General features: G+C 60.4%; 8 protein-coding genes. 1 reads left to right on the top strand and 7 read right to left on the bottom strand.

The window, feature by feature from the left end:
- Positions 1 to 11: 11 nt before the first annotated feature.
- A complete protein-coding gene (locus ACZZ0A_RS25220) occupies positions 12 to 458 on the bottom strand; it encodes an N-acetyltransferase family protein (protein ID WP_463543865.1) in 447 nt (148 codons plus the stop codon).
- 10 nt (positions 459 to 468) lie between these two features.
- On the bottom strand, positions 469 to 1,092 hold the full coding sequence (locus ACZZ0A_RS25215; protein WP_026000519.1) for an FMN-binding negative transcriptional regulator: 624 nt from the start codon (positions 1,090 to 1,092) through the stop codon (positions 469 to 471).
- A 92-nt stretch (positions 1,093 to 1,184) separates the two neighbouring features.
- Between ACZZ0A_RS25215 and pdxR the strand changes: the two genes are divergently transcribed.
- A complete protein-coding gene (pdxR, locus tag ACZZ0A_RS25210) occupies positions 1,185 to 2,738 on the top strand; it encodes a MocR-like pyridoxine biosynthesis transcription factor PdxR (RefSeq protein ID WP_463543864.1) in 1,554 nt (517 codons plus the stop codon).
- On the opposite strand, the gene ACZZ0A_RS25205 is transcribed toward pdxR, so the two are convergent.
- The 5 genes from ACZZ0A_RS25205 to ACZZ0A_RS25185 all read right to left on the bottom strand — a co-directional run bounded on the left by ACZZ0A_RS25205 (position 2,695) and on the right by ACZZ0A_RS25185 (position 12,549).
- Positions 2,695 to 7,299, bottom strand: coding sequence for a dermonecrotic toxin domain-containing protein (locus ACZZ0A_RS25205; protein WP_463543863.1), 4,605 nt, complete (start codon positions 7,297 to 7,299; stop codon positions 2,695 to 2,697). The genes pdxR and ACZZ0A_RS25205 overlap by 44 nt on opposite strands.
- Positions 7,300 to 7,451: 152 nt before the next feature.
- Complete coding sequence (locus tag ACZZ0A_RS25200) at positions 7,452 to 8,477, bottom strand: histone deacetylase family protein (RefSeq protein ID WP_095113186.1); 1,026 nt, start codon at positions 8,475 to 8,477, stop codon at positions 7,452 to 7,454.
- 205 nt (positions 8,478 to 8,682) lie between these two features.
- The gene (locus ACZZ0A_RS25195) at positions 8,683 to 9,675 is read right to left on the bottom strand and encodes an AraC family transcriptional regulator (protein WP_095113187.1); all 993 of its coding nucleotides are present in this window, start codon (positions 9,673 to 9,675) and stop codon (positions 8,683 to 8,685) included.
- 248 nt (positions 9,676 to 9,923) lie between these two features.
- Entirely contained in the window at positions 9,924 to 10,928 is a 1,005-nt protein-coding gene (locus ACZZ0A_RS25190; RefSeq protein ID WP_414916376.1) for an asparaginase, read from the bottom strand.
- Between the two features lie 172 nt (positions 10,929 to 11,100).
- Complete coding sequence (locus ACZZ0A_RS25185) at positions 11,101 to 12,549, bottom strand: alanine/glycine:cation symporter family protein (protein ID WP_007912101.1); 1,449 nt, start codon at positions 12,547 to 12,549, stop codon at positions 11,101 to 11,103.
- Positions 12,550 to 12,696 lie beyond the last annotated feature (147 nt).

Raw genomic sequence — 12,696 nt, 5'->3', positions numbered from 1 at the left:
CAGGTGTCTCCTTAAATGGCCTTGCGAAACTGGATGAAGCCCGGGCGTTCAGCGATGCGCTCGTAGAGCTGGATCGCAGTGGCGTTGGTTTCGTGGGTCAGCCAGTGCACTTTGCAGCAGCCGTCAGCCTTGGCCGTGGCGTAAACGTGTTCGATCAACAGACGACCGACACCGCTGCCACGGGTTTCCGGCACCACCAGCAGATCCTGCAGGTAGCAGGAGTTTTCGATGCTCCAGTTCGAGCGATGGTAGATGTAATGCACCATGCCCACGGCTTTACCGTCGGCCCACGCCAATGCTGCGTGGGTTGGTTCACTCGGGTCGAGAAAACGCTGCCAGGTACTTTCCGTCACGGCTTGCGGCAGTTCGCTGTTGTAGAAACGCAGGTAGGCCTGCCACAGCGGCAGCCACGCGGCGTGGTCGTCGGCGCTGACCTGGCGAATGTCGATCTGACTCATGGTGATTTCCTTAGCGCATCAATCGGGCGAGGGTTTGATCATTGATTTCCGGGCTGGCCGCCAGGCCTTCGCGCACGCCGGCAATGTCTTCGGCGCTGCGGTTCTGGCTGAGTTTGCGCTTGCCTTCGAGGCGGTCGATGGGAATGGCAAAACCGACGATGGCCTTGAGCATGCCATCGATGTAATCGGCGGGCGCGTCGGCGACGGACCACGGCTGGGCGCGGCCGGCTTCATGACGGTCGGTGAGGGTGCTGACGATGTCGAGCAGACGTCCGCCATCGCTGAAGGTTTCGGCGTGACCATAGGCGTGCACGGCGATGTAGTTCCAGGTCGGCACGACTTTGCCGTGCTCGGCTTTGCTCGGGTAAAAGCCCGGGCTGACGTAGGCATCGGCGCCGGCGAAGATCAGCATGGCCTCGGCGCCGTCGCGCAGGTCTTTCCACTGCGGGTTGGCGCGGGCCAGGTGTCCGTACAGCGTGCCGTACTCGCCTTGTTCGCAATGCAGCAGCACCGGCACATGGCTGGCCTGCAAGCCACTTTCGCCGTGGGTCACCAGAATGGCGAGGCGGGTGGCGAGGATCAGCTCGTGCAGTTGGGAAAGGTCTTCGATGGCAAAGGCGCGCGGTGTGTACATGGACAAATTTTCCTTGGCGAATGCCTGCATCGTAGGCAGGCTATTGGTCTGTTGTAAGAGCCATTGATGACCAATTTCATAGGTCCATTGCCATGCCCGATTCGCCAACGTTGTCCATGCCATTCAACCCTGCCGGTATCGAGCTTGATCGGCGCCAGGGCTTGAGTCGCCAGCTCTATCAGGCGTTGCGCCTGCGTGTGCTGGATGGGCGGCTGGCGAGTGGTACGCGGTTGCCGGCCAGTCGCGATCTGGCGGCGGCGTTGGGGATCTCCCGCAACAGTGTGGTGCGCGCCTACGATCAACTGTATGCCGAAGGCTTTATTGAGGGGCGGGTAGGGGATGGCACCTACGTCGCCCAATTGATGCCCGTGACGACCCCAACGAAAAAACTATCCACAAAAGTATCCACAGGGTTTTCAACAGGCTTACCCACAGCCTTATCCACAAATTGGCTGGATTTACCTGTGATTCCATCCAGTAAAGTTATCCACAGTGATAATTTTTCGCGCATTGAAAAGAACCATTTGGCCCGACCCCCGAGTGGTCCGCCGCGAGCATTCAGGGTGGGTGTTCCGGCGTTTGATCTATTCCCCTTCGAGGTGTGGGCCAAGCTGAATGCGGCTTTCTGGCGTAAACCGGATCTGGAGCAACTGTGTTACGGCGATCCGTCCGGCGATGCGCGCCTGCGTGCAATGATCGCTGCCTATCTGCGCAGTTCGCGCGGCATGCAGTGTTCACCTGAGCAAATTGTGATCACCAGCGGCGCACAGCAAGGCATTAGTCTTTGTGCACAGTTGCTGGTGGCGCCGGGCGACGGTGTCGCGATCGAAAATCCTGGCTACCGCGCGGCCGGTCATGCGTTCGCTGTGGCGGGCGCTCGTTTGCACGGTATTGCCGTAGACGAAGAGGGCATGGATTGCTCGGCGCTGTCGGCCACCGGGGATTGTCGCGTGGCGTATGTCACGCCCTCTCATCAGTACCCGACCGGCGTGGTGATGAGCTTGGCGCGACGCCTCGAACTGCTCGCCTGGGCCGAGCGCTGCCAAGGCTGGATCGTCGAGGACGATTACGATGGCGAATACCGTTACACCGGCGCGCCGCTGGCACCGTTGGCGGCACTCGATCGACAGGGCCGCGTGCTGTATGTCGGCACTTTCGGCAAGGTCGCGTTTCCGGCGCTGCGCCTTGGGTATTTGGTTTTGCCGCCGGGGCTGGTGGATGCGTTCTCGCAACGCCGGGCGGTGGATGTCCGGCATTCCGAGGTGAGTACGCAGGCGGTGATGGCTGAGTTCATGGCGGCCGGGCATTTCCAGCGGCATATCCGGCGCATGCGCCGTGCCGCGCTGAGCCGGCGCAACACCTTGCTCGACGGTTGGCCAACCGCCATCGCCGGGGTGGGTGATTTGCCCGCCGTCTCTGCCGGGCTGCACCTGACCGTGGCCGTGGACAGCATCGAGCGCGAGCAGCAGTTGATTGCGCAAGCTGCTGGCGTCGACGTCGAGATCAACGGCTTGAGCAGTTACTGGCTGCCGGACTCGACGACGCCGCTGGACCAGCGTGCCGGGCTGGTCCTGGGCTTTGCCGCTGTCCCTGAGCCGGCAATCAACGCAGCGTTGGTCCGGTTACGGCAGGCGTGGAAGGCGTGAGAAACAGTGCCTTCGCCGATTTGTCGGAAATGCCGCTGCGATGGATGTCGATCAGCGCCTGATTGTTCAGAAAGCGCGGCTCATAGGCACCTCCCATACGCCGCTGCGCCACGGTTTTCATATGGCCGACGGGGAAGGGCGCGACGGGCGCCTCTGCACTGCTGTAATGGAAATGTGCGTAACACAACACCTTGTTGGTGTGGGCGTCGCGTACTTCGTACTCGTCGAGGAAATCCCTGGCCTGACCTTTGAGCCTGCGTCGCGTCACGGTTTGTGCAATCCGGACTTCGCCCTTGTCCTTGAGCCACTGCACTCCTGCGGCAGTCGGTAACTGTTGCTTGACCATGCCGATACGGGTGCTGGTACCTTTTTCTTCAAGTTTATTGGCAGCGTCGTCAAGCTTGTGGCCGAGTTCTTCGGTCGGCTTCTTGAGGTCGGCTGTCAGGTTGCTCGCAGTCAATGCTTCATCGATTGCGGCGTTGGCTTCCCGCAGGACGGCCGCATGCTTGTGGTATTGCTCCTCGACCTCGACAGGGATCCGCCGTCCACGTTTGAGCTGTGCTTCGATACGTCGGTGAAAGCGGGCCAAACCGTCGATCAGGGCCTGACCTTCACGAACACTGCTGCTCAGGGAGGGGCGGGCCTTGGGCGGCTGGGGTTTCGCCGTGCGCTGTTCGACCCAGACACCAGGCGATTCCTCCTTGAACGTGGCGATGACCCCTGTCAACGTGGTTCGGACTTCGACCAGGTCGATATCCGGGCCTTCGAGGCTCTTTTTCCGTTCGCCGACCACCGTGCCCCTGGATTTGGTTTTGATGATCCGTCGCGTCGATGAAGAGGCAGATCTCGGTCTGGAAGGCCCCGGCCCCGGTTCCAGCAAGTGCTTGTAGCGCAGCAGCTCGACCAGTTTGCTTTCGGTGCGGGCCTGGAACGCGCTCACCCGGCTGCGTACATGCTCCAGGCGTGCGGTATTGATCTGCTCGGGGTAGTCAATGAGCAGATCGCCAAAGCGTTGATTGATGGCAGAAAATTGTTCGGCCACATTGTTCAGGGCATCCGTGCGTTCGCGCAGATTTTCGAGGCTTTCATCCGCGGTCAGATTCAACGTGCTCTGGATACTCAGCGCGGCGTCTTCGATGAGACTGCCCAGCGTTTTATAGGCATTGGCGGTGTCCGCCGTGGCAGCGGCCTTGATGCAGATTTCCTGGCCGAGACTGATCTGCAACAGTTTGAGGTCGTTCAGTTCATATTTCGGTAACGCCTCGCGATAGGTTTGCAGCACCTCGACAGCTTTTTTCCCCAACAACTTCAGTTCGTCAAAACGGCTCTGGGCCATCTCCATTTTTTCAATGATCGCCTGGGTCTGATCGGTCATCTTTTCGAAGGTCTGAACAAACGCCTGTACGGCGAAATCACCTTCATTGGCCAGCATTGTCTGCATTGTCTTGAGGTTGGCCTGGAACTCTGTGGAGTGCAGTTCGAGCCATTCCTGGCCGAGAAAAAGCTGCATCTCCAGGCGCTGGATCATGACGATGCGGTAGTTGGGAATGGGCTCCTTCAGATGCAACGCCTTGATTTGTTCAATGTTCGCGCCGTACGCCTTGTGCTGTGCGTCGAGTGTCGCCAGATACTGCTCGCGCGCCGGTGCCCGGGCTTCCCCGAGCGCATTGCTCAAGGCGTTATGGTCGGCGTCACGCTGAACCTGCTTGGTTTGCATCGTTGCATCGAATGCGCTGATTTCGGCGGTCAGTTGCCCGGAATCCATTTTGTTGACGTCTTGAACAGCCTCAAGGGCGCTGTCGAGTCCGCCGCCGCGCAGGCGCAATCGAAGGTCTACCACCCATTGACCGTTGGCGGTGCGAGTCAGCTGCGGCCCGTTACGCGGCGGTTGCTGACGTGAGTCGATGATCTGCACCTCGGCGTGCTCATTGAACATGACTTCGAACCAGCGCTTGCCGACGGGGGCGAACCATTGTTTCTGGCGGGGATAAAGGTGCCTGTGCGTACCCTCCCTGGCGGCGTCGCCGATGCCTCTGGGTTTGGCGATCTGTAAACTGTCGAGCAGCGCTGCCAGTGCGACCGGGGATCGTTTCAGAGCAGTGAAGGGGTTCACCACCATCTCATGCGCGATGGGCAGTGCAGTGCTGGAAACGTCCGGCAGCTGCAAAGGTTTGCTGACGACGAGGTCGGTGGTGACGGTGGGGGTCGGTTCTTCCTGCGAGATCGACTCGCTGATTGGCTTGTCGCCCATTGCTGCGCGATGGGCAAGGACCATGCCCAAGGCCAGAAGAATGTCGGTGAGGGCCGTCCAGGCAATCTTGCCGGATTGCTCATTGGCCACATCGCTGATTTCTTGCAGGTCGTCCATGATCTGCCAGATCCACGCCGCCGTGCCGACGCTGCGCCCGAGGAACGGCAAGGCGGCGTTGAACAGCATCCAGCCGCCGTGTTTAAGCGTGACCCAGCGTGCTTCTGCGTCAGAGACCGATTGGCGGTCGGCCTGGGTGATGACTGCCTGCACGTTGCTGTTATGCAGGGTCGCGAGTACATCGTGGTTAATCGTTGTTGTCGCCAGTGCAACGGGGCCGGACATGTCGAGGGCGGTCAAAGGGTTCACCAGCAATTGCGGGATCGTCCAGACAGAAGGCAATCGGGCGGTGAAGACGAACTGGCTGTAGTCGAAGCGCACGTCGTCCGGCAACCAGGCCAGGACCGACTCGCGCAGATCCCGTGAATGCTGGATTTCGTACAGCAGGTTGGCGTGCGAGGGAAATTGCATCAGTGCTTTTTCGAACAGCGGTCGATAGAGCAGACACGGCCCCTTGTCCGTCTCGCGCGGGCCGATGACGAACATGTTATTGACGGTGTCCGCCTGTGAGCGGCTGCGATGGGCAACGAACCCCAGCGGGCGAATGACGATTTCATCGCGATCGACATAACGCTCATCGCTGGTGTTTGCCAGCGCGGCCACCACATAGCGATAACCCTGCTCAGTGATGCCGGCCTTGCCTTGTATTTTGTGCTGCAACGCCAGCAGCGGCAGTTCGATGGGCAACTGGCTGGTGTAGAGCGCTTGCAGTGCCGACGCCTGCTCTGTGTCGTCAATCAGCAGGTTTTGCAGGTACGCCGGGTAGGTCTGGCCGATATCGACGCTGCTGACCAGTTGTTCCAGGTAGCTTGCAGTCATCCACTCAGGCGCCGCGCCGCCATCCTTGTAACGAACGGTCTTATTGCCTGCTGGCTGCCCTGCGAGGTTTTGCAGGGCCAGCTCGATGAGCGACAGCGTCTGGGTCTGCGTGTTACCCGGCAAGACGAATGTGCCCCAGACCACCAGGCTGGTGATGCTGATTTCGATGTCATCGATCCTCACCTCGCCGGCCTGCGGATGATCCTTGGCGATCTGTTGTTTCAAGGCATCACGGGTGAACGCTTGCAGGCTGATGACTTCGCTCTGAAATGATTTTCCCTTGTTCGTGTGCTGCACCATGGTCAGATCCAGCAGGTGCCGGCTGTAACGGGTTTGATCGGCGGGAGAGGCGTTGTCGAGCCAGGCTGGCAGCATCGGACGCAAGAGATCGATGTGAGGCTTAAGGCGCGGTGTCGGCTCGCGGGGATTGCCGACAGTCCCGGCGTGCGGATAAAGCTCGCTGGAACTCGAGCCCTGGAAATAATTGATCGCACCCAGCGCTTCTGCTTCCAGGGCAACCAGTGTGCAGGCCTGATAGTCGAAGAAATCGCCCTGCGGTTCGACCAGTCGCCATTTCAACCCGGTCCCGGAGGCACCTTTCCAGTAACGACGCGGCAGGGCTTCTCCGAGCTTTGCCAACGATTCAAAACACTCGAATCCTTTAAGCACCGAGTGGGTCATGATCAGCGTACGTTTGTCGTGGGTGCCGATCAGTACAGCCGTATCGAGCAGGCTCACGTGGTTCTGCTCGTCGCCCTCGCCGCGGTCAAGATCAATCAGGCAGGCGCGGGTCTTGTATCGGTCGGTGGGCTGTCGTTGGTGTTTATCCGGGAACGTGTAAAGCGCTTCGGCCATGGCGCGCTGGTCGGCGTCCCAGTCCGGGTTCGCGTCGATCTTCCACAAATTGCGCAAGGCTTGTGACAACTGCTGCCAGCGCGGCTGCCCCGGATAGGTGAAATCGTCCCAGTAATTGACCTGCTGTTCCTTGTAGGCGATGAACAGCAACGGTGCCAGCTCATTGAGCAGCTTGCCGATTGCGCTGATTTTTACCGGCAGCTGGATGGCGGACGGCAGGTCCGGTTGCAAGGTCAGATAATGCTCACCGTCGAGATACGCCACCGTGGTGCCGGAGAGGCCCAGACGTACCAGAGTGTCGGTCAGCGATTCGATCAGATGGCGACCGGGGACCACTTGATCATTCTCAATGACCCAGGTCGGTCTTACGACCACGGCCAGTTGCGGGTCGAGATCGAGGTCGGGATACAACGTCCTGAGCGCCGGGTGCAGCGTTTTCGACGCGACTTCTCGCAGCGAAGGGCCGGTCACCAGTTGGGTCACGACATCGACGGCGCTGGGCGAAGGGATTTCGGGCATGGGCAACTCCTGCTCTGATGGCCGCGCCGAAAGGGCGACGGTTCCGGGCAAGGTAGAGGCGGGCTGCGGCGCGCGTGCGGTACATACATATTGCGGGCGAAAAAAGACCCGCCTGGGCGGGTCTGGTTTTTACGGTTGCGACGGGACTGTGGTTATTGTTCGAAGCCTTCCAGCACGTTCACTGCGTTGATGCCGATTTCCTCTACAGCGTAACCGCCCTCCATGACGAACAATGTCGGTTTGCCGAGTGCAGCGATGCGTTTGCCCATTGCCAGATAATCCGGGCTGTCGAGTTTGAACTGCGAGATCGGGTCATCTTTGAAAGTGTCGACACCCAGCGACACGACAATCACGTCGGCGCCATACCGCTCGATCTCGTTGCAGGCCTGATCCAGCGCCGCACTCCATACCTCCCAGCCAGAGCCGGCGGGCAGCGGATAGTTGAAGTTGAAGCCTTCACCGGCGCCTTCGCCACGTTCATCGTCGTAGCCGAGGAAGAACGGGAATTCCGCCTCCGGATGGCCGTGGATCGAGGTGAACAGCACGTCGCTGCGCGTATAGAAAATCGACTGCGTGCCGTTGCCGTGGTGATAGTCGACATCGAGGATCGCGACTTTTTTGTGGCCTTGATCGAGGAAAGCCTGCGCGGCGATGGCGGCATTGTTGAGGTAGCAATAACCGCCCATCAAATCGCTGGCGGCGTGGTGTCCCGGTGGGCGGCACAGGGCGAAGGCACTGCGCGCGCCACGCTGGATTTGCGCTTGTGCAGTCAGGGCAACCTGCGCCGCGCTGTAGGCCGCTTGCCATGTACCGGCGGTGATCGGTGCGCCGCCGTCGAAGCTGTAATAACCGAGCTGACCATGCAGGCTGGTCGGTTTGATTGCACGCAGGGTGCGCGCCGGCCAGGTGTAGGGCAGCAGATCACCGTCGGTGTTGAATTCAGTCCAGCGATCCCACGCGCCTTTGAAGAAGTCGAGGTAGTCGCGACTGTGGATACGGGCGAGGGGTTCCAGGCCGAAATCTTTCGGTGCCTCGACCGGGCCGAGATTCTGGTTTTTAACGCGCTGCAGCACATGGTCGGCGCGCGACGGCATCTCGAAGCACGGCTTGAGCTGGCCATCGATGAGCTCGCAGCGGCCATGGTGCAGGTGGTGATCGTCCGAGTAGATCGTCAGCATTTGTTGTTCTCCGCAGGGCTGATTCGGTTGCCACCAGTGTTGCGGCGTGAGGCGAATCGGAAAACGGCAGGAAAGGCCAAAAGGGGATGGATATGGCCAAAAACACTGACCGAAATTGCCCCTTTAGGATCAAAAGATCGCAGCCTTCGGCAGCTCCTACGCCGATCCCTTGTAGGAGTTGCCGAAGGCTGCGATCTTTTGATCTTCAGGCCCGGAATTGGCTCGGCGCCACGCCGCTCCAGCGCACAAAGGCATGGCGGAAACTGGCGGTCTCGCTGAACCCGAGCGTTTCGGCAATGCGATAGATCGGCAACTGATCCTCACACAACATCTGCTTGGCCCGCTCGAAACGCAGCTCATCGAGCAGTTCCTGATAGCTGCTGCCCATATCTTTCAAATGCCGGCGCAAGGTGCGTGGCGAACACTTCATCTGCTGCGCCAGACCTTCCAGTCCCGGTGCTGCATTCAGTTGCGCGCTGAGTAACTGTCGAATCCGCCCCAGCCAAGCCTGACGCCCGGTGAACTCAAGATTCTGCTTTCGGCAACGTTCGGCCATGGCTTGGTGGGTGATGGCATCCGCCAACGGCAGCGGCTGGTCGAGCCAGTGCTGATCGAAGGCAAAGGCGTTGTCCTTCGCCGCGAAGTGCAACGGTGAGTTGAAGTGTTCGGCATAGCTGTCGCGATAGTCCGGCGCGGCGTGTTCGAAGCGCGTGGCGAGCAAAGGCAGCGGATGCCCGAGCAGGTCATCGCAAATGACTTTCAGCGACACCAGGCAGAACTCGGCGTTGAACACCGCCATCGCCGGGCTCTCGCGATAATCGGCAGCGACGAACCAGACGCGCTCGCCGTCGTCTTCCAGACTCAGTTCGAAAAGTGTTCCCAGCAGCGCCGGATAACGGATCGCCAGGCGCAAAGCGTCACCGAAGGTGGCACAGGTCAGCAGCGCGTAACCGAGGATTCCATAGCAGGACACGTGCATGCGCCGGCCCAGTTCTAGGCCGATATCGCGCTTGAGCGCGACGGCGTTGGCGCAGACCTGCATCTCCTGATTGGTGGTGATGCGCGTGTCGGCACGGCTGAGATCCGCCGCACTGATGCCGCTGCCGGCCAGCAATGCCTCGCTCGACAGGCCTTCGGCCTTGAAGGTGTTGAGGATCAGCGACACGGCGTTGAGGGTGGTGAGGTGGGAGTGGAGCATGGGATCTTCCAGCCTTGAGATGGCTGGATCGCAGCAAGTTGCATGCCGCAGCAGCCCCTCACCCCAGCCCTCTCCCAAAGGTAGAGGGGGCCGATTGGGGGATATTGGCGAGATACGCCGACCTGAAAAAACGCTGCCGAATCCATAATCGACTGTTTTTTTCAGGTCGGCGTATAGCGCAAGACACTAAGGTCAGTTCCCTCTCCCTCCGGGAGAGGGCTAGGGTGAGGGCCGATCCAGAGCCATGCTCAGAGTAGCTCACCACACAGATCCAGTTCGATCAGCCGACGCACTTCTTGAGTTTCAAGGCCTGCACCGAGCAGGCCGTGCAACTTGCCGAACGCGGCCTCGCGAGTCATGCCACCACCGGACAATACGCCGACACCGCGCAAGCGACTGCCAGCCTCGTAAACATCCAGCTCGACGCCACCCTCATGGCACTGCGTCACTGCAACCACCACCACACCGTTATCCCGTGCGCGGCCAAGGCTTGCCAGAAACTCAGGGTTGTCGCTCGGCCCGGTACCGCTGCCATAGCACTCCAGCACCAGGCCTTGAATGCCGCTGTCGAGGAGGCCGTCGAGCACTTCGGCGCTGATGCCCGGGAATAGCGGCAGCACGGCGACTTTGGCCAGCTGTTTCGGCTGGTTGTAATTCAACGACGCTGGAATCGAAGAGGCTTTGACACCGCCGCCCTGACGCTCAAGTCGTTTGAACGGATGACGGCCGAAGCTGCGCACCTTCGCGCAACGGGTTGGCGCCAGCAGTTCACCGTGGAAGTACAGATGCACACCGGGCGCCAGGCCTTGGCCGAGGGCAACCAGTGCGCCACTGAGATTCTCCCAGGCATCGCTGTCAGTAACGCCAGCCGGCAACATTGAACCGGTGAAGCACACACGGGCATTCAGCCCCAGCAGCTGGAAGCTCATCGCTGCCGCGCTGTAGGCCAGCGTGTCGGTGCCGTGCAGGATCAGCACGCTGTCGCAGCCTTGCACGTCAACGGCATCGACCACCGCTTCACGCAGTTGCTGCCAGTAGGCCGGGGTCATGTTGGCGCTGTCGATCAGCGGCGACATCTCGCGAAAGCGCCACTGCGGTACGACGAGTTCAGGCTGGCTGTGCAGATAGTCGCGCATCCGCGCTTCGAAACCGGACGCCGGGGCCAGGCCATTGGCGCTGGCCTGCATGCCGATGGTGCCACCGGTGTAGAGCACCATGACGTGTTGGGCGGCGGGGTAGGTCGACGAATTCATGGGGATTCTCCGAAAGGATGAGGTCCTTGTGGGAGCGAGCCTGCTGGCGATGGCGGTTCATCATTCAGCGTTGATGTTGGCTGAAAGACAGCTATCGCGAGCAGGCAAACTCCGACAAGTTATTGCACCACAATAACTGACGGGCGCAGGGGATGCGCCCGTCATTCACCTGTCAGCGTTGCGCTGCAGGCACGCCTTGCGGCTCGGCTTCAGTCTTGCCGACAGCGGCAGACGGATTGGTCGGCCAGGCTTTCAGGTCGAGGTCCAGATCAGCAAATTTGCTCGAGTCGAACACCGGCTGTTTGACGCCGGCGCGGCGTTGCGCATCGTAGTCTCGCATCACACGCATGCCGACCTTGAACAGCATGGCCAGGGCCACGAGGTTGACGAAGGCCAGGCAGGTCATGGTGATGTCGGCGAAGGCGAACACGGTCGACAGGTCCTGCATCGAACCCCATACCACCAGCGCCAGCACCAGGCCGCGGAAAATCATCAGCGCGGCGCGGTTGCGAGTGAGGAACTGCAGGCTGTTTTCGCCCAGGTAGTAGTTGTAGAGGATGCAGGTAAAGACGAACAGCGACAGCGCGACGCTGACGAACATGCGACCCCAGTCACCGACCACGGCGGCCAGCGAGTTCTGGGTCAGGACGATGCCGTCACCTTCGAAGCCCGGGGTGTAGAAGCCCGACAGCAGGATCAGCAGCGCAGTACAGGTGCAGATCACGAAAGTGTCGAGGAACACACTGAAGGCCTGAACCACGCCCTGCGCGCCCGGGTGTTTCACCGCAGCCACGGCAGCGACGTTCGGCGCACTGCCCAGGCCCGCTTCGTTGGCGAACACGCCACGCTTCACGCCCATGACGATGGCGCTGCCGAGCAGACCACCAAAGGCCGGATCGAGGCCGAAGGCGCTCTTGAAGATGGTTTCCAGCATGGCTGGTACGTGTTCGATCTGAGTACCGATCACGTACAGGGTCACGCCGATATAGGCGAGGGTCTTGATCGGTACCAGCAGGTCGGACACCGAAGCGATACGCTTGATGCCGCCAATGAAGGTAATGGCCAGCAGCACTGCCAGGACGATACCGGTGTGTTGTGGGTTGAATTCAAAGGCGTTCTGCAGCGAGTGGGTCACGGTGTAGGACTGCAGGCCAATGAAGGCGAAGCCGTAGGTGACCAGCAGCAGGACCGAGAACACTACCGCCATGCCTTTGAGCTTCAAGCCGTGCTGGATGTAGTAGGCCGGGCCACCACGGTACAGACCGTCGCCATCGGCGCGCTTGTAGACCTGGGCCAGGGTGCACTCGAAGAAGCTGCTGGACATGCCGACCAGTGCGGTCACCCACATCCAGAACACCGCACCTGGACCACCGAGTGTCACGGCGATGCCGACACCGGCGATGTTGCCCGCACCAACGCGGCCGGCAAGGCTGAGCATCAGGGCCTGGAACGAGCTGAGTTGCCCGGCGCTGCCCTTGAGGCTGTCGCGGAACACCGCGAACATGTGGAAGAAGTGACGCAATTGAACGAAACGCGAGCGAATCGTGAAGTAGCTACCGAGCCCGACAATGAGCACGATCAGTACTTTCCCTGAGAGGAAGTCGTTAATGACTTCGAGCATGGATTTTTCCTCGCTGTTTTTTGTGTGAGCAAATGCTGGAAGGTCGGAAACATCGCGTTACACCGGTTTGCGCGCGGCACAACAGGTGAGGCGAGGGTTTCGTCCCGGATCCATTTCGCGGGTTTGTTATTAGTTCGGGTTTCACAT

Source organism: Pseudomonas sp. AC242 (assembly GCF_979258655.1).
This window is presented reverse-complemented; position numbering and strand designations above follow the sequence as displayed.

Bases quoted from the DNA above. Each gene is read 5' to 3' on its own strand.
- pdxR (WP_463543864.1), top strand. From the start codon at position 1,185: ATGCCCGATTCGCCAACGTTGTCCATGCCATTCAACCCTGCCGGTATC.
- ACZZ0A_RS25215 (WP_026000519.1), bottom strand. From the start codon at position 1,092: ATGTACACACCGCGCGCCTTTGCCATCGAAGACCTTTCCCAACTGCAC.
- ACZZ0A_RS25220 (WP_463543865.1), bottom strand. From the start codon at position 458: ATGAGTCAGATCGACATTCGCCAGGTCAGCGCCGACGACCACGCCGCG.
- ACZZ0A_RS25190 (WP_414916376.1), bottom strand. From the start codon at position 10,928: ATGAATTCGTCGACCTACCCCGCCGCCCAACACGTCATGGTGCTCTAC.
- ACZZ0A_RS25200 (WP_095113186.1), bottom strand. From the start codon at position 8,477: ATGCTGACGATCTACTCGGACGATCACCACCTGCACCATGGCCGCTGC.
- ACZZ0A_RS25185 (WP_007912101.1), bottom strand. From the start codon at position 12,549: ATGCTCGAAGTCATTAACGACTTCCTCTCAGGGAAAGTACTGATCGTG.
- ACZZ0A_RS25205 (WP_463543863.1), bottom strand. From the start codon at position 7,299: ATGCCCGAAATCCCTTCGCCCAGCGCCGTCGATGTCGTGACCCAACTG.
- ACZZ0A_RS25195 (WP_095113187.1), bottom strand. From the start codon at position 9,675: ATGCTCCACTCCCACCTCACCACCCTCAACGCCGTGTCGCTGATCCTC.